Source organism: Pseudomonas alliivorans (genome assembly GCF_017826695.1).
Taxonomy (GTDB): domain Bacteria; phylum Pseudomonadota; class Gammaproteobacteria; order Pseudomonadales; family Pseudomonadaceae; genus Aquipseudomonas; species Aquipseudomonas alliivorans.
This window is the reverse complement of the sequence record NZ_JAFFZW010000001.1, coordinates 167,181-188,399: the sequence shown is the minus strand read 5'-3', so window position 1 is coordinate 188,399 and position 21,219 is coordinate 167,181. Positions and strand designations below refer to the sequence as shown.

At 59.5% G+C, this 21,219-nt stretch carries 18 protein-coding genes; 3 read left to right on the top strand and 15 right to left on the bottom strand.

Annotated elements, in window-relative coordinates; genetic code table 11:
• Positions 1 to 13 precede the first annotated feature (13 nt).
• Complete coding sequence (locus JTJ32_RS00890; RefSeq protein ID WP_099229660.1) at positions 14 to 769, bottom strand: tellurite resistance TerB family protein; 756 nt, start codon at positions 767 to 769, stop codon at positions 14 to 16.
• Between the two features lie 293 nt (positions 770 to 1,062).
• Here JTJ32_RS00890 and JTJ32_RS00885 point away from each other — a divergent pair, with 293 nt between their 5' ends.
• On the top strand, positions 1,063 to 3,159 hold the full coding sequence (locus JTJ32_RS00885; protein ID WP_210040425.1) for a response regulator: 2,097 nt from the start codon (positions 1,063 to 1,065) through the stop codon (positions 3,157 to 3,159).
• Between the two features lie 180 nt (positions 3,160 to 3,339).
• On the opposite strand, the gene JTJ32_RS00880 is transcribed toward JTJ32_RS00885, so the two are convergent.
• The 3 genes from JTJ32_RS00880 to JTJ32_RS00870 form a co-directional block, all read right to left on the bottom strand.
• Positions 3,340 to 4,446: an NADH:flavin oxidoreductase/NADH oxidase gene (locus JTJ32_RS00880; protein WP_099229658.1), complete on the bottom strand. Its 1,107-nt coding sequence runs from the start codon at positions 4,444 to 4,446 to the stop codon at positions 3,340 to 3,342.
• 111 nt (positions 4,447 to 4,557) lie between these two features.
• A complete protein-coding gene (gene recJ, locus JTJ32_RS00875) occupies positions 4,558 to 6,273 on the bottom strand; it encodes a single-stranded-DNA-specific exonuclease RecJ (RefSeq protein ID WP_184318875.1) in 1,716 nt (571 codons plus the stop codon).
• Between the two features lie 51 nt (positions 6,274 to 6,324).
• Positions 6,325 to 6,867 (bottom strand): YaeQ family protein, encoded by a 543-nt coding sequence (locus JTJ32_RS00870; protein ID WP_003314240.1) that lies wholly within the window; start codon positions 6,865 to 6,867, stop codon positions 6,325 to 6,327.
• Positions 6,868 to 7,101: 234 nt separating this feature from the next.
• On the opposite strand from JTJ32_RS00870, the gene JTJ32_RS00865 reads away from it, so the two are divergent.
• A complete protein-coding gene (locus tag JTJ32_RS00865) occupies positions 7,102 to 7,953 on the top strand; it encodes a TIGR02285 family protein (RefSeq protein ID WP_408004565.1) in 852 nt (283 codons plus the stop codon).
• Between the two features lie 107 nt (positions 7,954 to 8,060).
• Here the strand turns inward: JTJ32_RS00865 and JTJ32_RS00860 are convergent, their stop codons facing one another.
• On the bottom strand, positions 8,061 to 8,357 hold the full coding sequence (locus JTJ32_RS00860) for a DUF3509 domain-containing protein (protein WP_099229656.1): 297 nt from the start codon (positions 8,355 to 8,357) through the stop codon (positions 8,061 to 8,063).
• 335 nt (positions 8,358 to 8,692) lie between these two features.
• On the opposite strand from JTJ32_RS00860, the gene JTJ32_RS00855 reads away from it, so the two are divergent.
• Complete coding sequence (locus JTJ32_RS00855) at positions 8,693 to 9,355, top strand: response regulator (protein ID WP_210040423.1); 663 nt, start codon at positions 8,693 to 8,695, stop codon at positions 9,353 to 9,355.
• Here the strand turns inward: JTJ32_RS00855 and JTJ32_RS00850 are convergent.
• The 10 genes from JTJ32_RS00850 to rpsP form a co-directional block, all read right to left on the bottom strand.
• Positions 9,324 to 10,595, bottom strand: a complete 1,272-nt coding sequence (locus JTJ32_RS00850) for an EAL domain-containing response regulator (protein ID WP_210040421.1) — start codon at positions 10,593 to 10,595, stop codon at positions 9,324 to 9,326. The genes JTJ32_RS00855 and JTJ32_RS00850 overlap by 32 nt on opposite strands.
• A 118-nt stretch (positions 10,596 to 10,713) precedes the next feature.
• Entirely contained in the window at positions 10,714 to 14,298 is a 3,585-nt protein-coding gene (locus tag JTJ32_RS00845; RefSeq protein ID WP_210041094.1) for an ATP-binding protein, read from the bottom strand.
• A 177-nt stretch (positions 14,299 to 14,475) separates the two neighbouring features.
• Positions 14,476 to 15,885, bottom strand: coding sequence for a threonine synthase (gene thrC / locus JTJ32_RS00840; protein ID WP_099229654.1), 1,410 nt, complete (start codon positions 15,883 to 15,885; stop codon positions 14,476 to 14,478).
• A gap of 50 nt (positions 15,886 to 15,935) precedes the next feature.
• Entirely contained in the window at positions 15,936 to 17,240 is a 1,305-nt protein-coding gene (locus JTJ32_RS00835) for a homoserine dehydrogenase (protein ID WP_122433005.1), read from the bottom strand.
• 138 nt (positions 17,241 to 17,378) lie between these two features.
• Complete coding sequence (gene dsbC, locus JTJ32_RS00830) at positions 17,379 to 18,119, bottom strand: bifunctional protein-disulfide isomerase/oxidoreductase DsbC (RefSeq protein WP_043303225.1); 741 nt, start codon at positions 18,117 to 18,119, stop codon at positions 17,379 to 17,381.
• Positions 18,120 to 18,265: 146 nt separating this feature from the next.
• A complete protein-coding gene (xerD, locus tag JTJ32_RS00825) occupies positions 18,266 to 19,162 on the bottom strand; it encodes a site-specific tyrosine recombinase XerD (RefSeq protein ID WP_184318861.1) in 897 nt (298 codons plus the stop codon).
• 100 nt (positions 19,163 to 19,262) lie between these two features.
• A complete protein-coding gene (gene rplS, locus JTJ32_RS00820) occupies positions 19,263 to 19,613 on the bottom strand; it encodes a 50S ribosomal protein L19 (RefSeq protein WP_002552524.1) in 351 nt (116 codons plus the stop codon).
• Positions 19,614 to 19,657: 44 nt separating this feature from the next.
• Positions 19,658 to 20,410: a tRNA (guanosine(37)-N1)-methyltransferase TrmD gene (gene trmD / locus JTJ32_RS00815; protein WP_099229652.1), complete on the bottom strand. Its 753-nt coding sequence runs from the start codon at positions 20,408 to 20,410 to the stop codon at positions 19,658 to 19,660.
• Positions 20,411 to 20,415: 5 nt separating this feature from the next.
• Positions 20,416 to 20,955 (bottom strand): ribosome maturation factor RimM, encoded by a 540-nt coding sequence (gene rimM / locus JTJ32_RS00810; RefSeq protein WP_004878870.1) that lies wholly within the window; start codon positions 20,953 to 20,955, stop codon positions 20,416 to 20,418.
• Positions 20,956 to 20,960: 5 nt separating this feature from the next.
• Positions 20,961 to 21,218, bottom strand: coding sequence for a 30S ribosomal protein S16 (gene rpsP / locus JTJ32_RS00805; RefSeq protein ID WP_024685933.1), 258 nt, complete (start codon positions 21,216 to 21,218; stop codon positions 20,961 to 20,963).
• Position 21,219: the final 1 nt, after the last annotated feature.

The window sequence follows — 21,219 nt, the reverse complement described above, 5'->3', positions numbered from 1 at the left end:
GCCGGCGAGGCACTCACGCGTCCCTGACCTGCCCTTCCAGTTCGGTCTTGAGGCCCGGGTCCAGCTTCAGCGCGCGGGCCAGTTCATCCAGATAAGCGCGCTCCATGAAATGTTCCTGATCCACCAGCATCACACTGGCGATATACATTTCTGCCGCCATTTCCGGCGTGGTGGCTGCCCGTGCGACCTCGGCCGGGTCCAGAGGCTTGTTCAGCTCCGCATGCAGCCAGCTTTGCAGGGTCTGATCGGTGCTCAACTTGTTGAATTCGCCTTCGATCAGCTGGCGCTCACGCTCGTCGACATGGCCGTCGGCCTTGGCAGCAGCCACCAACGCTCGCAGGATCGCCTGGCTGTGCAACTCGGCTTCCGAATCCGGAAGACGGTCGATAGTCTGCGGCTCGCGCTGGCCGGTCATGCCCTGGCTGGCCTGCCAGTTGTTATAGGCCTTGTAGGCCAATACACCCAACGCCGCCAGCCCGCCATATTTCAGCGCCTTGCCCCCCATGCCTCGAGAGCCCTTGCCCCTGAGCAGGCTCATGGCACCGGCCGCCAGCGCGCCACCGCCAGCACCGGACAACAGACCGCCCAGACCGCCCTGACTGCTGTTCTGGCCGCCGCTTTTATTGCCGCCCAGAAGGCTGCCCAGCCCGTCCATCAATGAATCGCTCCCTGAAGACGGCTTGCCGGACCTTGATTTGCCATTGACCTTGTCCTGCAACATGTTCTGACCAGACTTGAGCAACTGATCGAGTAAGCCACGCGTATTCACAGGGAACCTCCACAGGTTTGTCAGATGAATCATTGACCAGCAGGGTAAACAGAAGTGACAAAACACAGCCAACGGGTGTGCTTCCAGATGTTGCGGTCGCTCGTAGCAGGGCCAAAGGCCGGTACCGGGCCTACCCTGCATCAGAAAGACGTAACCCTTGAAAGTTGAAACAGTTGACTCATATAGGTGCCAAAAAAGAGGACAATGCGCCTTTCATCTGAATCGGGCGTCGATGTAATCGGCGTTCATCACTCTTTCATTACTGTCCAGCCGTCCATCGGGAGCTTGCTGAAGTGATATCACGAGTCGGGTTCCCTGCAGGCAGCAGCGAAGCAGCCGAGACAATCAGAACCAAAGACTGGAGCCAGACCTCGCTCGGTCCTGTGGACCAATGGCCTGTGGCATTGAAGAATGCACTGAATCTGATCCTCAACTGCCCTGAATCCATGTACCTGCTGTGGGGCCCGGAGCTGTTCTTCTTCCACAATGATGCTTATGCGCCGATCCTTGGGCCGCGCAAGGACCGGGCGATCGGCGCTTTGATGCACGAGCTGTGGGCTGATGTCTGGGATCAGGTGCTCCCGTTGGTCGAGCAAGCGTTGAACGGGCAGGCCGGCCGATGGCAGGACATGCCATTGACCATGGCCCGCTTCGGTGAAATCGAGCAAACCTGGTGGTCGTTCTCCTTCTCGCCCTTGATCGATGAACACGGCACCACCGTCGGCATGTTCTGCACCACCAACGAGACCACCCGGCATGTGCTTGATCAACGGGCACTTCAAGCCAGCGAAAGCAAACGCCGCGCGCTGATCGAGGAATTGATCGAACAGGAAAAACAGCAGACCGCCAAGCTTGAGCAACGCACGCAGGAGCTGGACACCTTCTGGAAGATCTCGCCCGATCCGTTGGCGATACTCGATTTCAACGGTATTTTCCTGAGCGTCAACCCGGCGTGGAACGCCCTTCTCGGCCGAACCGAGCGGGAGCTGGTCGGCACCTCGATCATGGACTTGCTCCACCCGGACGATGTTGTCAACACGCAAAATGCCCTGACGCACACCATCCATCACGTCCTGCCGCTGTTTGAAAATCGTTACCAACATATTGATGGCACGTACCATTGGTTCGGCTGGACGGCCGCACCGGGCAATGGCGTCATTTTCGCGTTGGGCAAACATTTGACCCATGAGAAGCAGCGCATCGAAGCGTTGCGCATTACCGAAGAAGCACTGCGCCAATCGCAGAAGATGGAAGCGGTCGGACAGCTCACCGGCGGCCTTGCACATGACTTCAACAACCTGCTGATGGGCGTCACCGGCAATATGGAGTTGCTGCAATCGAGAGTGAAACAGGGCCGCTTCACAGAACTGGATCGATACATTGGCTCGGCGCTCGAGGGTTCCAGGCGGGCTGCTTCGCTGACACACCGACTGCTGGCCTTTTCACGCCGCCAGACGCTTGCCCCCAAGGCAACCGACGTCGATCAGTTGATCGCAGGCATGGATGAACTCATCAGGCGTACCGTAGGACCTGCCATCGACATGCAGGTACACACTACTCAGGGGTTGTGGTCGATCATGGTCGACCCGCATCAGCTGGAAAACTCACTGCTGAACCTGTGTATCAATGCCAAGGACGCGATGCCGGACGGTGGCCAGTTGCTAATCGAGACCGGAAACCGATACCTGGACAGCCCGACTGCAGCTAAATACGAGCTGACTGCGGGCCGCTATGTAGAACTGACGGTCAGCGACACCGGTACGGGAATGGCCAAGGAAGTCATGGGGCGGGCCTTCGACCCGTTTTTCACCACCAAACCCATAGGCATGGGCACGGGGCTCGGGCTGTCGATGATTTACGGGTTTGCCCGGCAATCCGGCGGGGGCGTCGGCATTCTTTCCGAGGTCGGGAAAGGCGCGCAACTCAGCATCCTCCTGCCAATGTTCGAAGGTGAGGCCGAGCCCGTCGAGTTTGAATGCGCCGCACCCGTGCCCTCACAGAACGCGGGCGGTGAAACCATTCTGGTTGTCGATGACGAGCCGACGGTGCGCCTGTTGATCACCGAAGTGCTTGAAGAGCTGGGCTACCTGGTGTTGCAGGCCGACCGAGGCGCTGCTGCGCTGGAAATCCTGCAATCGAAGGCGGCGATCGATCTGCTGGTGACCGATGTAGGCCTGCCGGGCGGTATGAATGGCCGTCAGGTCGCGGACGCGGCCAGAGCGGTGCGGCCCGACCTGAAAATCCTCTTCGTGACCGGCTACGCAGAAAATGCCGCGCTCGCGCACGATACGCTTGAGCCTGGCATGTACGTGCTGCCCAAGCCCTTCTCCATCGCAGCCCTGACCGGGCGCGTGACCGAGCTGCTGGACAGTGCGAATGAGCGGTTGTAGCGCTGCCGCGCAGTAAGCGCGGCGTGGCATCGGACGCACTCAAGGGCCGCCAGGCGGCCCATCGCTGCAGTCACAAACTCCGAGAATCCCACGTCCTGCGGGCAGAAGCAGATTCAGCGAGCCTCCAAACTGCTCGCTCTCGTTAGCAGAAAGCCCCCAAACCCGGCTGTTGCCAAACCGTCAATCTCGCAGATCAGACTCGTGAATCGGCTGATCACGATGGGTTGCGCGCTGATATTGCGCGGGCCAGGTAGCCAGTCGTCCGCCGAGGTCGTCGTCGGCATGCAGCGGCCAGTACGGGTCACGCAACAGCTCTCGGGCCAGCAGGATAATATCGGCCTGACCGGTACGCAGGATGTGCTCTGCCTGAGCAGGCTCGGTAATCATGCCGACGGTACCGGTAGCGATACCGGACTCCTTGCGCACGCGCTCGGCGAAACGGGTCTGGTAGCCCGGACCGACCGGGATTTCGGCGTTCGCAGCAGTGCCGCCCGAAGACACATCGATGAGGTCTGCGCCCAGCGCCTTGAGACGGCGTGCCAACTCCACAGTCTCGTCCGGGTTCCAGCCATCTTCCACCCAGTCGGTCGCCGATACGCGCACGAACAGAGGCAATTCTTCCGGCCAGATCGAGCGAACGGCCTCGGTCACCTGCAGGGTCAGGCGGATGCGATTTTCGAAGGAACCGCCGTATTCATCCGTGCGCTGATTGCTCAGCGGCGACAGGAACTGATGCAGCAGGTAACCATGCGCCGCGTGGATTTCAACGACTTTGAAACCGGCCGTCAGCGAACGGCGTGCTGCGTCCACGAATGCCTTGATCAGCTCCTGGATCTGGATGTCGCTCAGTTTCACAGGGGCGGTGTGCTGCGGATCGAAGGCAATCGCCGACGGGCCGACCGGGGTCCAGCCGCCTTCACTTTCAGGGATGCTGCCATGCTTGCCCAACCAGGGACGCCAGGTGCTCGCCTTGCGTCCGGCATGTGCCAGCTGGACGCCTGCAACGGCGCCCTGAGCAGTAATGAAACGCGTGATGCGCTGCAGGGGCTCAATCTGCTCGTCGTTCCACAGGCCGAGGTCTTCCGGGGTAATACGACCGTCCGGTGTCACCGCCATGGCTTCAGTGATGACCAGCCCTGCGCCACCGACGGCACGACTGCCCAGATGCACCAGATGCCAGTCATTGGCCAGACCATCGACACTGGAATACTGGCACATGGGCGACACAGCAATGCGATTACGCAGCGTCAATTGGCGCAGGGTATAGGGCTCAAGCAGCAGGCTCATGGAAACCTCTCATAATGAAAATTCGAGTGTCCCGGCTCGTGTTTCGCGAGCATCTTTCAGAGGACAGAGCCTAGTCGACAACCCATGAGCCTGACGGGTTCCTGCTTATTCTCAGCGTGGCGCGATGTGCACCACCATCAGTTGCACGGTTTCATTGCCACGAAACTCGTTAAGATCCAGCTTATAGGCCAGTTCAACCCAGCGGATGTTGGGGTTGGGCCAGATATCGCGATCCACGCCGAACGCAATGCCGTCCAGCTTCACGCTGCCGCACTCGGTCTTGAGCACCATTTTCAAATGCCGCTCACCCACCACGCGCTGCTCCACCAACTGGAACACGCCATGAAACAACGGCTCGGGGAAGTGCTGCCCCCAGGGACCTGCGTTGCGCAATGCGCGGGCCAGTTCCAGATGAAATTCTTCGACGGCCAACGAGCCGTCCGACAGCAAGCGTCCAGTCAGATCCTGCTCGTCAAGCTGCCGCCGCACTTCCTGGTCGAACGCCTCGGCGAAGGCCGGAAAGTTTTCTTCCGGCAAGGACAGACCCGCTGCCATCGCGTGCCCGCCGAACTTGCTGATCAGGTGCGGATGCGCCGCAGCCACCGCGTCCAGCGCATCGCGAATGTGAAATCCCGGCACCGACCGGGCCGAGCCCTTGAGCACGCCCTCCCCGGCGCTGGCGAACGCGATGGTCGGACGGTGGTAACGCTCTTTCATGCGCGAGGCCAGGATGCCGATCACACCCTGGTGCCAGTCCGGCTCGAACAGGCACAGCCCGAACGGCATGGACTCCACCGGCAGATCCTTGAGCTGGGCCAGCGCCTCACGCTGCATGCCCTGTTCGATGGATTTGCGGTCCTGATTCAGCTCATCCAGCTGGACGGCCATTTCACGCGCGAGGGTCGGATCATCGCAGAGCAGGCATTCGATCCCCAGGCTCATATCATCCAGACGCCCCGCCGCGTTCAGACGCGGACCGAGGATAAAGCCCAGGTCGGTGGAAGTAATACGCGACGGCTCGCGACGCGCCACCTCCAGAATCGCGCGTAACCCGGGACGGGCACGACCGGCGCGTATGCGCATGAGGCCCTGATGCACGAGAATGCGATTATTGGCGTCCAACGGCACGACGTCCGCCACACTGCCCAGCGCTACCAGATCCAACAGTTCGCCCAGATTGGGCTGGGCGCGCTGATGGCGTTCGAACCAGCCGCTGTCACGCAGGCGTGCGCGCAACGCCATCAACACATAAAAGATCACGCCGACACCCGCCAGCGATTTGCTGGGGAACGTACAGCCGGGCTGATTGGGATTGACGATGGCATCAGCTGCCGGGAGTTCGTGACCCGGCAAGTGGTGATCGGTAACCAACACCTGCAAACCGGCCGCTTTGGCCGCTGCAACGCCCTCGACGCTTGAGATGCCGTTGTCGACGGTGATCAACAGTTGCGGCTTGCGCTGCAGCGCCACCTCGACAATTTCCGGGGTCAGGCCGTAGCCGTATTCGAAACGATTCGGCACCAGATAGTCGACATGTTCGGCACCCAGCAGGCGCAGCCCCAGCACCCCCACAGTACTGGCCGTGGCACCGTCGGCATCGAAATCACCGACGATCAGCATGCGTTGACGTTCATCCAGCGCGGTCACGAGCAAATCGACAGCGGCATCAATGCCTTTGAGCTGTTGATACGGAATCAGTCGCGCCAGGCTCTTGTCCAGCTCGGTCTCACACGCCACCCCCCTTGCCGCGTAGAGGCGGGTGAGCAGAGGGGGCAGATCGCCAAGAAAAGGCAGGGTGTCGGGCAACAGACGAGGTTCAATGCGCATGCGGGTCAGCTGATTCTCTTTAATGTGTCGGTACAGGGTAATGGCGTGGTATCAGCCGCGTTCGCCAGCGAGCCACTGCAACTGGACTTCGTGCTGACCCCGATCATCGGTAACGAACACAGTGCCTTCGCTGATCATCACGTCCCACTTGATGACACGGGGCATGTCTTTGGCCAGCACTTCGAGTACTTCCTGCGGCACGGCAGCGATATTCACATTCTTCAGGTTCTTGATCGCCGGAATGACCTTGCCTTCCCAGACCCGCAGGCTGCCGTAGGCCAGCAGACTGGTGCGTTCGGTACGACGCGAACACCAGGTCAGGCGGTCTGCATCGGGCTGGCCCACTTCGATCCAGTGCAGAACCCGGTCATCCAGGCTTTTCTCCCACAACGCCGGCTCGTCCACGTCAGACAGACCGCGACCGAAGGAAAGCTGCTCGTTGTACCAGAAGGCGTAGGCCAGGAGACGCACGGTCATGCGCTCTTCGGTTTCCGAGGGGTGACGGGCAATGGTCTGTTTGACGCTTTCGTAAACGCCCCGATCGAGGTCGGTCAGGTTCAGTTCGAATTTGTAGGTCGTGGACGGCTGGGCCATGAACGGGCTTCTAGAGTCTGGAGGAAAGACGGCAAGTCTAACCGATGCAGGGCCCCGCAAACGAATCGGCGCATGGATCGGCTTGCCGGACAGGGAAAATGAGATAGCCTCATAGACGCGCAACCACCGCGATATGTGACGCCAGCGGCGCGGCGCGACTCAAAAGCCTGTTACTCGACACTCCATTTTCGAGGATGAGACAGACGAATGATTCTTCGTGCCTCGCACTGCGCAATGATTCGCCTGCTGCTGACGCTGTGGTGGCTTGCCATGCCCGGTACGAGCCAGGCGAGGGAAACACTGACCTGGCTGTTGCGCGACCTGCCACCCTCGACGATTTTTTCAGGGACCATGCAGGGCCAGGGTGCCATCGATCAACTCATGCCCCTGCTGACCGCCGGAATGCCCGAATACGAACACGTGGTGATGCACGTCAACAGGGCCAGGGCCATGCAAACGCTCAACGACGGCACAATCCTGAGCTGCGACCCGACCATGCTCTGGACACCCGAGCGCGCCAGAACCATCGCCTTTTCCATTCCGGCCTTTGTTCTGTACAGCAGCGGACTTGTCGTGTTCAAGGCCGACATGGCGAAGTTCGAACCCTTCGTCTCGGACGGCAAGGTCGACCTCGACGCCCTGATGGCCAGCAATACGATCAAACTCGGTGCAGTTGCAGAACGCAGTTACGGTGGCGTGATCGACAAGACGCTCCAGGACAGCCATGAACAGACGCTGAGCCTGCACTACGGCAGCGACGCGGTCGGCAGCCTGTTGCAGATGGCGCGGGCGGGACGTCTGCAAGGCTTGCTGGGTTTCTGGTTCGAGGCGCGCTATCAGGCGCTTCAACAGGGCATCAGTCCACAGGAGTTGACCTTTCTGCCCATCGCCGAAAATCCCGTGTACCAACTGGCCTACATCGGCTGCAGCAATACGCCTGAGGGCAGGCAAGCCATGCAACTGATCAATCGGGAGATGCGCACGTTGCGTGAAAGCAGCCTGATGGGGCTCTACGCGCAGTGGCTGGCCCCTGAACAGCGTGGCGACTACCTGCGTGATGTGAAGGCCATCTTTGAGAAACACTGACCCCTGGAAAAGACAAACCCCGGGCAGAGTGAACCTGCACGGGGTAATCAGATGCTTCGTCGGCGCTGATCAAGGGAGCGGCGAGCATCCCTTGGGCTCCATCGCCATCAGGCGAATGTCGGGGCACCGACAAACGCACGGCTCATCGCTGCGTTGCGCATGGCAGCAATGACACAGGGCTCGATCCTGCCTTCGGCAACCATCAGGTCACGATGAAGACCGTCGACCACATCCGTCAGTTGACGTTTGTCACCTAATTGATCGGCAGTGAACGTACGCTCGATCACACAGGCACCCGACGCGTCTCTCAGCGTCACAAGACGCTCGCCACGTGCGCCGGCCGGGCCGATGCAGGCCTTGTAGGGAGCCAGCGCTTCGCTTAGCAGTAAGCTGATATTTTCCATACGAACCACCACTCAACTGTTTGAATGCAAAGGTGCCAATCAATGACCGTCGGCGACGGCAGAAAGTTCTTTTCTGCGTTGCACTGTCGGCGACGTTTCTGGCATTCGAGCATGCCTGCCGAATGTGACAGGGAAAAAACCGAGGTAGCCGGCAAGCAGTCATCAGTGTCTTTCAGGCCGACCCACGGGCGAACGCTGCAGACTGTTATCAACTCCGTAGGAATTTTCAGCAAAGATGAGCGCCATCGCCTACAAACCGCCTGTCTCCGGCGCACCTTTGATAAACAGCCGACTCAGATGAAATACCATTAGCCCCCCTCTGACGGAGTCATGCCTTGAGCGCATCCACCGGTCACCCTCTGCGTATCATCCTGGCTGATGACCATCCCATTTTCCTGATCGGACTGCGCGTGGTAATTGAGCAGGACAACGCCGCAACGGTGGTTGCACAGGCGAGCAATCCGGACGAACTGCTGGCGGCGCTCAACGGGCATGACTGTGATGTGCTGGTCACGGACTTCATGATGCCGGTTGAGCAACAGAACGATGGTCTGCGTCTGCTGCAACGCATTCAGCGGGATTTCCCGGACCTGCCGGTCGTGGTCGTGACGACCCTGACCAACGCCGGATTGTTTCAGGCAATGCTGGACCTCAACGTTCAGGGCCTTTTGAGTAAAGCCAGTGTGGCCGGAGAGCTGCCCGCCGCCATCAAGAGCGTTCGTCGCGGACGGGTCTTTCTGGCCGACTCGGTGCGCAGGGTGCTGCAGGATGCCCGGCAACTGGGGCCTGATTCACCACTGGCGCTCGAACAGCTATCGCCCAGAGAGCTGGAAGTGCTGCGCCTGCTGTCGGCCGGGCATGCCGTGGGCCGGATCGCGACTCGGCTCAATCGCAGCAAGCAGACCGTCAGCGCCCAGAAAGTCAGTGCCATGCGCAAACTGGGGCTGGCCAATGACGCCGCGCTGTTTATCTATCTGCAGGAACACGGGCTGTCGTAAGCCCCGAATCCCTGACGACCGTGGAAACAGCGCTGCGCTCGGCCAGCCATAGGGTCAGGTCCGCGGGTGCCATGGGCCGGGCAATGAAATACCCCTGAATGGCAGGCGTACCCAGCATCAACAGGCTGTGAAAATCATCCAGGGTCTCGACGCCCTCCACCACGACGTTCATGGACAAGCGTTGCGCCATGACCATTGCACCGGCAACGACGGCCGCCTTGCGAGGATCCTCGCTCATGCCCCGGACAAAATCAGTGGGAATTTTCAGCTCGCTGAAAGGCAGTTGCAGCAGCCGCTCGATGTTCGACGCACCCATGCCGAAATCGTCGATCGACAGCGTGCAGCCCTGCATGCACAGCCGTAACAGGTCCTCTATCTGCCAGCCCTGATGCTGAACGGCATCCTGTTCGAGAATTTCCAGGGTCAGGACGCTGGCCGGGAGCGCATGACGCGCAAGTGCCTCCATGACCTGTTCGGTGAAGCGCGCCTGTTGAAGTACCTGCGGCGCTATGTTCACGGATACCGGCAGAGGCTGACCCTGCTGATCCGCCGTTCGCGCCGAGAACGCCAGCGCCTGATCCAGCACACGCCAGGTCATCGGTTCAATCAGCCCTTCGGTCTCGATGGCGCCCATGAATCGACCCGGCGCCAGTAGCCCATGCACCGGATGCTGCCAGCGCACCAGCGCCTCGGCACCCACGACATCGCCATCAAGGTTGACCTTGGGTTGAAAGTGCGTGATCCACTGGGCGACGAAGGCATCACGATCAGTGGAGTCCCCGAACAATTGAGAGGCGCTCAACGCACCCTGCACCTGCCGCTCGGGGGGTGACTCTTCTACCGTCACCGCGCGAGGCTCATAAGCCTTGAACAACTCGCTCAAGGCCGCAGCCGAGGCTGGTTTGGACAGATAACCCAGCACTTCCAACCCCTGAGCAATCGCCAGACGCGCCACGCCTTCAAGCACGCATGTTGTGGTACTGCTCAGGATGATCAGCGCGTTGGCCATGTGTTCGGCGGCCAGATAACGAATCAGCTCCAAGCCATCCGGCCCCTCCATCTGGAGGTCACAGATGGCGATATCGACAGGGCCGCGGCTGTCCAGAGACTCCCGCGCCGCTTCGACACTTTCGGCGGTTCGCACATCGAAAATCTGATTGGCGTTGAGCATCTGGTGCAACGCCATCAATTGAAAGGGGTGATCTTCAAGCACCAGAACCTTGAGTGAACGCACAGTCATGCCTATCGGGGAGAAAGCCATCGGGCCCAGAGAAGCCGTACTCTAGAGGCTCGCGAAGGCGAGCCCCATAGGACAAGTCCTAAAACACCCTTAAGTCCCGACGATCAGAGCACGGTGTTCATCCTGGCAGGGGCGAGACTTCGGGCAGTTCAACCAGATGCACTTCAATGTCCATGCGCAGACTGCCGATGGTCGTCTCCAGTGCCGGCCAGCGCTCGAGCGTATCGGCGTCGGACTCGCGCCGGGCGGCGTCCTCCAGCGCCATACAGGCCTTGGCCAGCGGCATGGCGTCAATCAGACTGGCGGCCCCCTTGAGCCTGTGCAGCGATGCATTCAGAGTCTGCCAGTCCTGCGAATGGACGGCGGTTTCCAGAGCCGCGTGTTCATGCAGAAGGTTTTTCCAGAGTTCGGCCAGCAAACGCTGCATCTGTTGCTCATTGGCCTGAGTCATACGCTGCAATGTCTGAAGGTCGAAGGTCGGCTCTGGCACTCGTGTTGCCAGCTCATGGGACAGACGCTCAAGCGACAAGGGTTTTATCAACAGACCGTCCATTCCCGACGCTTCACAGCGCTGGCTTTCATCGCTCATTGCGTTGGCCGTGCAACCGATGACCGGGCACCGCTGGCGCCTTTCCAGAGTCTCGATACGCCTGATGGCTTCCGTCAGGGCATAGCCACTGATGCCGGGCATGTTGCAATCGGTGATCACCGCATCGAATTCATCTTCACGCCATGCCTTCAGCGCGGTTTCGCCGCTATCGACGGGCACGACCTGATGACCGAGAAACTCGAGCTGGCGGGTCAGCACCATACGATTGGCGGACAGGTCATCGACCACCAGCAGATGCAGACTGCGCTGATCTGCAAGCATCCCCGCGGACTCGCTATCCGGTGCTACGGCGTGCTGGACTCTGGCAAACGAGATGTCGATCACAATCTGCGTACCGTTACCCGGCTCACTGTGCAGGCTGACCTCACCTCCCATCAACTCAACCAGTTGCCGGGAAATACTCAGTCCGAGCCCTGTACCGCCGTAGCGGGCAGCCGTGTCGTCGCTGGCCTGAATGAAAGGCTGGAAGACCTGCTGCTGACGTTCCGGCTCGATACCGGGGCCGCTATCCTCGACACTGATGCGGATACGCGATTCCCCGGCCTCGTCGGCAGACTGCGCTTCGAGTGCCTGCACGGCGATGACCACGGCGCCCTGACGGGTGAACTTCAAGGCGTTACCCACCAGATTGTGCAGGACCTGACGCAGCCTCAACGGGTCCAGCCAGTAATCGCCTCTCACCCGCTCGTCGAGTTCAAGACGAAGCGCCAGCCCTTTCGCCCGGGCCTGAGCGGCGAACAGATGAACGATACCTTCGAAGAACGTCTGCAACGATGTCACTTCCAGGGACAATTTCATGCCCCCGGCCTCGATCCGCGCCAGATCAAGGCTGTCGCCAACCAGCGCCACAAGCTCCTGCGCCGAGCGGTGCGCCACCCGGATCGCCTGGGAAGGTTCATGCCCGAGACGCACCGCCTGCGCGCACTCAAGCTCCAGCAAACCGATGATTGCGCCCATCGGGGTACGGATTTCATGACTCATGGTGGCCAGAAATGCGCTTTTGGCTTCGTTGGCTTGATCCGCATGCCGCAATGCCTGCTCAAGCTGCTGCTCCAGTCGCTTGCGTTCAGTGATGTCGATCCAGCCGCCCAACAGCCCCTGCAACTGACCATCCGCCGCGAAAAACGGCACCGTCCATTGCCAGGCATCCACACGCTTGCCATACAGTTCCATGGTGCGATCGGCGAAAATCGGCTGATGGTCTTCCAGCAGTTTCACGTAGTCGGCGTGCATCTGTTCGGCTACCGAGCGTGGGATGAGGTCAACATCAGTCAGCCGCCGACCGTTCAACTGTTCGAAGCTGACGCCGAAGCTTTCTTCGTAACTTCGGTTACAGGAAATGAGCCGCCCCTTGAGGTCACGTACGTAGATCGGGTTGGGAATGCCATCGAGCAATGCGCGCTTGAAGGCCAACTGGTCACTCAGTTGTCTTTCCACTCGAAGGCGCTGACGAATCTGCGCCTTGAGCCTGCTACTCCAGACCAGCGATACCAGACCGGTCAACAGCGCCAGGATCACCACCCAGAAGACCCATTGCGGTATGCGGTTCCAGAGTGAAGGCTGGGGCAAGGTCGAACCCAGCCATTTCACTCTTATGGAGCGCAGTTCAGCGACGGGAAACTCTTCCAGTGCCTTGTTGAGAATGCCCAGAAGCTCGGGTTGGGATTTGACTACCGAGAACCGGTCCGGCGACCATTTGCCGTCCACGCTACGGGCAACCTTCAACTCTGCGGACGGATACAGATAGGCGCCCGCTTCATTCTGAATCGTGGCATCGGCCACACCGCTTTCCACCATTGCCCGCGCCTGATCGTAGGTGTTGGCAAGCTTCAGCTGGATCTGTGGGTACTCGCGCCTGATCTGATCTTCAAGAGCATGCCGGGCCGGCAAGGCAAGCACACGCCCTTCCAGACCTGCCAGAGAAACATTGGAGGAGCTGTCGGAGCGCACGACAAATACCCAATTGTTGCCGCCGAAGGAATAGGTGAAATCCAGGAATCGCCGACGCTCCGGATTCTCCGCAAGTGTGGTGTTCATGTCGGCCATGCCGGTACGCAAGGCGTCGATGCTCAGTTGCGTGGAGGGCACTTCGCGGTGAATGAACTGCAGACCGGTCATGCGGGATATACGCGCCAGCACATCGATATTGAGCCCCACCCACTGGCCATTCCGGTCTTTGTAGATATAAGGGGGGTGTTGGGTCGTGGACACCGTGACGCTGGGATGCTTGACGATCCAGCGCCGCTCGGCGCCCGTGAGGCTGATGCGTTGTCCTGCCAGATCTGCGCCCAGACCCACCGTCCAGCGTCCTGTGACTTCGCGGCAGACGGCGGGATCGATGCTGGCCAGCGCACGGTCGATCAGGCCCAGCAAACGTTGCTCCTGCGCACGCACCGCGAAGGCGAAACCCACCGGTGGCAGCGCGCTTTCGAACTTGATCTGCAAGCCCAGATAAGGCCGCAGCGCGATGTAGGAGCGTACGATGACCTCGTTACCGATAAAGACGTCCGCCTCGCCCTGGCTCAATGCCTCGAGTGCGCTGTAGAGGTTGGGAGCGATAATGATCTCGCTCTGGGGATAGACACGGTGCACGACATCCGAATCGGCGTAGCCGTCGAGCAGAACCACTTTTTTGTCTGCCAGGCTGAACGAGGGGCTGAGGTCGTTGCCGCGCCCGACAACGACCGAGCGATCCGGCATGTATTCCGTGGAAAACGCCAGCCCCTTTACACCCCGCTCGAATCCGTTGGCGCTGGTCAGGATGTCGATGCTGCCATTGCGCAATGCGTCGATGGCTTCCTCGCGCTGGGCGAATCCGGTGACCTGCATGGTCACGTTCAACTGATCGCCAACCAGCCCCAGGTAGTCGGCGCTGATGCCCTGATAGCGATTGCGGTCACTGGTGATGTCGATGGGTTCGTAATCGGCAATGGCGATACCGACCCGAAGCACCTTGTGCTGATCCAGCCACGTTCGATCCGCGGCTTCCAGCGGCAGGTCGGGAGAAGGCAGAAAGGGGGCGGTCAGGGTAAACGGCAGACTCTGCGCTGCAACCACCGCCTGAGCAAAAACAAGCATCAGCAGAAAAACCATCGCATGCCAGACGCGATCACCCGTCACCTTGCCTATCCCCTTGGCAACCACTTGCATACTTGCTTGCTTCACAACGACCGACTCATCTGTATGAACTGAAAACCCCCGGAAGTTTGGCACGTAGAAACGAGAAGGCCCGCTGGTGGGCGGGCCTAAAGTTGTTACACAACGATTCCGTCAGAGCGGTTTTCCGCGGTTGCCGTGCTGGCTGACGAAAGCCTGTATGGCTTTCAGGTCATTGGGCAGGACCGTGCAGCGCTCGTCACGCTCGAAAAGATCAGACATATGTGCAGGCAGCTCTAGCGCTTTTCCTACGCCAGCCTTCTCTACTGCCTCAGGGAATTTGACTGGATGCGCTGTACCCAGAACCACCATCGGCGTATCCAGGCTGCGACGACATTCGCGTGCAGCCCTCACACCGATCGCGGTATGCGGGTCCAGCAGCTCGCCGGTCTTGGCAAACACGTCGGCGATCGTTTCGCAGGTCTCTTCGTCGCTGACCGCCAGTGAGTCGAACAGCTTGCGTGTCTCGGTCCAGCGCTCCTCGTCAACGCTGAAACCGCCACCCTGTCTGAAATTGCTCATCAGTTCGGCAATGGCCAGACCGTTGCGACCGTGCATGTCGAACAGCAGACGTTCGAAGTTGGACGACACCATGATGTCCATCGACGGCGACAGCGTGGCGTGCAGGGTTTCCTTGACGTACTGATTGCCGCTCATGAAGCGGTGCAGAATGTCATTGCGATTGGTGGCCACGATCAGCTGATTGATCGGCAGGCCCATGTTGCGGGCCAGGTAACCGGCGAAGATATCGCCGAAGTTGCCGGTCGGCACCGAGAACGATACCGAGCGTGCAGGGCCGCCCAATTGCAGCGAGGCGTGGAAGTAGTAGACGATCTGGGCCATGATCCGCGCCCAGTTGATCGAGTTGACCGCGACCAGGCGGGTCCCTTTCAGGAAGCTCTGATCGGCGAAGCTGGCCTTGACCATTTCCTGGCAGTCGTCGAAGTTGCCTTCCACGGCGATGTTGTGGATGTTGTCACCGAAGATGGTGGTCATCTGGCGACGTTGAACGTCCGACACCCGATTGTTCGGGTGCAGGATGAAGATATCGACGTTGTCGCAACGACGGCAGCCTTCGATGGCCGCTGAGCCAGTGTCACCGGACGTGGCGCCAATGATGACGACGCGCTCGCCACGCTTGGCCAGTACGTAATCCAGCAGGCGACCGAGCAGTTGCAGGGCGAAATCCTTGAACGCCAGCGTCGGACCGTGGAACAGCTCCAGAACCCATTCGTTGCTGTTCAACTGACGCAGCGGTGCGATGGCGCTGTGGGCGAAGACGCCGTAGGTTTCTTCGAGAATCTGCTTGAAGTCTGCGTCCGGAATGCTGCCGGTCACGAAAGGACGCATCACCCGGAAGGCCAGCTCGTGGTAAGGCAGGCCTGCCCATGATGCGATCTCTTCCTGGGTGAAGCGCGGCAGGTTTTCCGGCACGTAAAGGCCGCCATCGGTGGCCAGTCCGGCCAGCAGCACATCTTCGAAATTCAGCGCAGGCGCTTGGCCGCGAGTACTGATATAGCGCATGGGATCAAACCTTTGGTCTGAGCGTCGAGCCCGCAGGCTCGGCGCCTTGATTAATTCAGATGTTCAACACGGATGCGAATCACCGGGCCTACCACGTCCTGCAGGGCTTCCAGCGCTTCAATGGCGTCGTTGATACGCTGCTCGATCACACGATGCGTCAGCAGGATCATCGGCACCAGCCCGTCATGCTCTTCGACTTCCTTCTGCATGATCGACTCGATATTGATACCGCGCTCGGACAGGATGCTCGCCACCTGAGCCAGAACGCCCGGATGATCCTTGGCCTGGATGCGCAGGTAATAGGCGCTTTCGCAGGCTTCGATCGGCAGGATCGGGTGAGCCGACAGCGAATCTGGCTGGAAGGCCAGATGCGGTACGCGGTTTTCAGGGTCGGAGGTCATGGCGCGCACGACATCCACCAGATCGGCGATGACCGAGGAAGCCGTTGGCTCCATGCCGGCACCGGCACCGTAGAACAGCGTCGAACCGGACGCATCACCGTTGACCATTACAGCATTCATCACGCCGTTGACGTTGGCGATCAGACGGTCGGCCGGGATCAGGGTCGGGTGCACGCGCAACTCGATGCCTTGCGCAGTGCTGCGCGCCACACCCAGATGCTTGATGCGATAGCCGAGCGCTTCGGCGTAATTCACGTCGGCGGTGGTCAGTTTGGTGATGCCTTCGGTGTAGGCCTTGTCGAACTGCAACGGGATACCGAATGCAATGGACGCCAGAATGGTCAGCTTGTGAGCGGCGTCGATGCCCTCGACGTCGAATGTCGGGTCAGCTTCGGCATAGCCCAGCGCCTGCGCTTCAGCCAGCACGTCCGGGAAGGTGCGGCCCTTCTCGCGCATTTCGGTCAGGATGAAGTTGCCGGTGCCGTTGATGATGCCGGCCACCCAGTTGATACGGTTTGCCGAGAGGCCTTCACGGATGGCCTTGATGACAGGAATGCCGCCGGCAACTGCCGCTTCGAACGCAACGATGACGCCTTTCTCGCGCGCCTTGGCGAAGATTTCATTGCCATGAACGGCAATCAGCGCCTTGTTGGCGGTGACCACGTGCTTGCCGTTTTCGATGGCCTTGAGCACCAGCTCGCGGGCGACCGTGTAGCCGCCGATCAGCTCGATGATAATGTCGATTTCAGGGTTGCTGGCAACAGCGAACACATCGCTGGTGGTAGGCGTACCGGTAATCTGGCAGTTGGGGTTTGGTGTACGAACCGCAATTTGCGCAACTTCGATTCCACGCCCGGCACGGCGGGCAATCTCCTCGGCGTTACGTTTGAGTACGTTGAAAGTACCGCCACCGACAGTACCCAGCCCACATATGCCTACTTTGACCGGTTTCACTGATGAACTCCCCGAAAAACAGCCGATCCTGAATCGGCTGTGGAAAACAGTCGCGTATCGCCACGCGACTACAATTTAGCGAGACGGCGGCAAGGCCGTTGTGTCACGACGCAGAGCCAGAACTGCGTCAGTCAGGTATTACTTGGCACCCAGCGCCAGCTTGGCGACCTGCGCAGCGGGCTGATAGCCCGGAATGACCTGACCATCGGCCAGAACGATCGCAGGCGTGCCATTCACACCGATGGACTGACCCAGTTCGTACTGTTTGGTGACCGGGTTGTCGCACTTGGCAGCCTTGATGTCCTTGCCGTCGACCATACGGTCCATGGCGCCCTTGCGGTCTTTGGAGCACCAGACGGCCTGCAGTTGCTCGTCACCCGGAGAACCCAGCCCCTGACGCGGAAATGCGAGATAACGCACTTCGACGCCCATCTTGTTCAATTCGCCCACTTCCTCATGAAGCTTGTGGCAATAAGGGCACGTGGTGTCGGTAAATACGGTGATGTGCGATTTGGTTTCACCCACGGCCGGGTAAACCACCATCTCGGCAGCCGGAATGGCATTGATGGTCTTGGAGATCGCCAGACGCTCGGTTTTCTCGGTCAGGTTGACCGGCTTGCCGTTCTGGACCTGAAACAGGTAACCCTGAACCACGAACTGTCCATCGGCGCTGGCATACAGCACGCGGCCACCCTTGAGCTTGACCTCGTAAAGGCCATTGAGCGGACTGGGTGCGATGCTTTCTACCGGAAGTTCCAGTTTGAGCGTATCGAGGGTCTTGCGAATGGCCTGCTCAGGAGCGGCATCGGCCTGGACAAACGTGCTGAACGTACCAGCCAGTGCAACGACGGCGGCAGCAAAAATCTGGGGCAAGCGCATGAAAACTCCTATCGACGGCGGACAGGGCGACCACTGCGCAAACGTAGCAGGTCGGCCTGGTTCTGCGAAACCGGCAAAGCCTATCACATAAGGCCCGTAACACCGACCCGGACAACGGCAAGACGCCAGGTAAATTGCAACCGGGGCTAACCCCGCGGATGGTGCCGGGCATGCAGATCCTGAAGCCTGGCACGTGCCACGTGAGTATAGATTTGCGTCGTCGACAGATCACTGTGCCCTAGCAACATTTGCACGACACGAAGATCGGCACCGTGATTGAGCAGATGCGTGGCAAATGCATGGCGCAGCGTATGTGGCGAGAGGGATTTATCGATGCCTGCGACCACGGCTTGATGCTTGATCCGATGCCAGAACGTCTGGCGGGTCATCTGTTCCCCACGCTGGCTGGGAAACAGTACATCACTGGGACGACCGTTCAGCAGTTCGTCACGGGCACCGCGCATGTAACGTTCGACCCAGACGATGGCCTCCTCGCCCATCGGCACCAGACGCTCCTTGCTGCCCTTGCCCATCACCCGCAGCACGCCCTGACGCAGATTGACCTGTTCCAGCGTCAGACTGATCAGCTCGGTCACCCGAAGACCGCACGCATAGAGCACCTCAAGCATCGCCCGGTCGCGCTCGCCAATGGGCTCACTCAGGTCCGGCGCCGCCAGCAGCGCTTCGACGTCAGCCTCGGACAGCGACTTGGGCAGCGGCTTGCCCAGTTGCGGCATGTCGACTTGCAGGGTGGGATCTATTGCTATCAGCTTTTCGCGCAGCAAATAGCGATAGAAACCTCGTGCACCGGACAGAAACCGCGCGGTCGAGCGCGGCTTGTAGGCTTGATCTACCCGCCAGGCCAGATGATCGAGAATGGCCTCGCGCCCGGCAGTCGCCAAATCCACGTTGCGCTCCTGCAACCAACCGTGAAACAGAGCCAGATCGCTGCGGTAGGCGTCGCGGGTGTTGTCGGACAGGCCTTTCTCCAGCCAGAGGGCGTCGAGAAACTGGTCAATCAGCGGGTGGTCGATGGCAGGCATGGGTACTCGGGCTTATGCAACAGGAAGAAGGTCATCATTAAACACCAGACAATAAAAAAGCAGCCCGAAGGCTGCTTTTTTCATGCATCGAAAAACTGTATCAGGACAGTTTTTCCTTGATGCGAGCTGCTTTACCGGACAGGTCACGCAGGTAGTACAGTTTGGCCTTGCGAACGTCACCGCGACGTTTCACAGCCATGCTGTCGATTTGCGGGCTGTAGGTCTGGAAAGTACGCTCAACGCCAACACCGTTGGAGATTTTACGAACAGTGAAAGCACTGTTCACGCCACGGTTACGCTTGGCAATTACAACGCCTTCAAAGGCCTGCAGACGAGCGCGGTCGCCTTCCTTCACTTTCACCTGAACGACAATAGTGTCGCCCGGGGCAAAGGTAGGGATCTCTTTGGTCATCTGCTCTGCTTCGAGGGCAAGAATGATTTTGTTAGTCATGCTGGTGCTCCTAAGGTAATCCGTCTGGATCGACCATCGATACGTTAACTATCGTCCCGCTCGCGGATGTATTCCGCCAGCAGCTTCTTCTCTTCTCCAGAAAGCGAGCGGCTTTCCAGAAGATCAGCGCGTCGTTCATAGGTCCGCCCAAGGGACTGCTGTAAACGCCAACGCCGGATGTGCGCGTGATTGCCACTTAGCAACACGTCGGGAACACGCTGATCCGCATACACCTCAGGTCGGGTGTAATGCGGGCAATCCAGCAGACCGTCCGTGAAGGAATCTTCCTCCGCGGAGTCCACATGCCCTAAAGCTCCAGGCAGCAGCCGCGTAACCGCGTCAATCAGGACCATCGCCGGCAGCTCGCCACCGGAAAGAACATAGTCACCAATCGACCACTCTTCATCGACATGAGCCTCAATAAAGCGCTCGTCAATGCCTTCATAACGACCGGCGATGAGGATAATCGCTTCCTCCTGCGCCAGTTCGCGCACCGCAGACTGATCCAGCTTGCGGCCTTGTGGCGACAGGTAAATCACCTTCGCCGCATCCCCCGCCGCTTGCCTGGCCTGAACCAGAGCATCTTCAAGGGGCTTGATCTTCATCACCATGCCCGGACCACCGCCAAATGGGCGATCATCCACAGTGTGATGGCGATCAGTGGTGTAATCCCGCGGATTCCAACAGGTAAGCTGCAACAGCCCCTGTTTCACCGCACGGCTGGTAATGCCGTATTCGCTGATGGCGGAAAACATCTCGGGAAACAGACTGATGACTTCTATGCGTAGGCTAGCCATGGCACTCAGAAGTCCGCATCCCAATCCACCTTCATCTCGCCAGCACCCAGGTCGACTGCCAACACGCATTGCTCCGTATAGGGCAACAGGCGTTCACGATCATCCAGGCTGCCCGCGCAGGGCTTTACAACCATTACATCGTTCGAACCGGTTTCGAGCAGGTGATCGATTTTCCCGAGCAATTGCCCGAGTTGGTCAATGACCTTGAGGCCTTCAAGCTGGTACCAGTAGTACTCGCCATCGTCCAGATCAGGGAACAGGTTACGCGGCACGCAGATTTCGTAACCGGAGAGAAGACGGGCTTCTTCGCGATCATCGAGACCCTTGAGCTTTGCGACCAGAAACTTGCTTTGCAAGCGTCCGCTGACCAGCTCAACCTGCTTCTCAACGCTGCCTTCGCGCCGAAGCGTCCAGGTTTTGTAGTCCAACAGGTTTCCAATCGGATCAGTAAAGGAAAAAACCTTCACTTCGCCGCGAACGCCATGAACTGAGTAAATCTTGCCAATGACGATCAGATCGTCGGCAGGTGCAGGCGTCGCGTTCATAAGACTCAGGCCGCGGCCTTTGCCTTGTTGTGCTCTTTGAGCAGCTGTGCAACGCGCTCGGAAGTTTGTGCACCCACGCTCAACCAGTAGTTGACGCGTTCTTCGTTAACGGACAAACGGATTTCCTGACCACGGGCAACCGGGTTGAAGAAACCAACCTGTTCCTTGTGGGAACCGTCACGAGCGTTGCGGCTGTCGGTTACGGTCAAGTGGTAAAACGGGCGCTTTTTGGAGCCGCCAAGGGCAAGACGGATGGTTAGCATT

Bases quoted from the DNA above. Each gene is read 5' to 3' on its own strand.
- JTJ32_RS00850 (WP_210040421.1), bottom strand. From the start codon at position 10,595: ATGACTGTGCGTTCACTCAAGGTTCTGGTGCTTGAAGATCACCCCTTT.
- rpsP (WP_024685933.1), bottom strand. From the start codon at position 21,218: ATGCTAACCATCCGTCTTGCCCTTGGCGGCTCCAAAAAGCGCCCGTTT.
- JTJ32_RS00880 (WP_099229658.1), bottom strand. From the start codon at position 4,446: ATGAGCCTGCTGCTTGAGCCCTATACCCTGCGCCAATTGACGCTGCGT.
- JTJ32_RS00860 (WP_099229656.1), bottom strand. From the start codon at position 8,357: ATGGAAAATATCAGCTTACTGCTAAGCGAAGCGCTGGCTCCCTACAAG.
- recJ (WP_184318875.1), bottom strand. From the start codon at position 6,273: ATGCGCATTGAACCTCGTCTGTTGCCCGACACCCTGCCTTTTCTTGGC.
- thrC (WP_099229654.1), bottom strand. From the start codon at position 15,885: ATGCGCTATATCAGTACTCGCGGCCAAGCGCCTGCGCTGAATTTCGAA.
- JTJ32_RS00845 (WP_210041094.1), bottom strand. From the start codon at position 14,298: ATGGTTTTTCTGCTGATGCTTGTTTTTGCTCAGGCGGTGGTTGCAGCG.
- JTJ32_RS00865 (WP_408004565.1), top strand. From the start codon at position 7,102: ATGATTCGCCTGCTGCTGACGCTGTGGTGGCTTGCCATGCCCGGTACG.
- trmD (WP_099229652.1), bottom strand. From the start codon at position 20,410: ATGGCTAGCCTACGCATAGAAGTCATCAGTCTGTTTCCCGAGATGTTT.
- JTJ32_RS00870 (WP_003314240.1), bottom strand. From the start codon at position 6,867: ATGGCCCAGCCGTCCACGACCTACAAATTCGAACTGAACCTGACCGAC.
- xerD (WP_184318861.1), bottom strand. From the start codon at position 19,162: ATGCCTGCCATCGACCACCCGCTGATTGACCAGTTTCTCGACGCCCTC.
- rimM (WP_004878870.1), bottom strand. From the start codon at position 20,955: ATGAACGCGACGCCTGCACCTGCCGACGATCTGATCGTCATTGGCAAG.
- rplS (WP_002552524.1), bottom strand. From the start codon at position 19,613: ATGACTAACAAAATCATTCTTGCCCTCGAAGCAGAGCAGATGACCAAA.
- dsbC (WP_043303225.1), bottom strand. From the start codon at position 18,119: ATGCGCTTGCCCCAGATTTTTGCTGCCGCCGTCGTTGCACTGGCTGGT.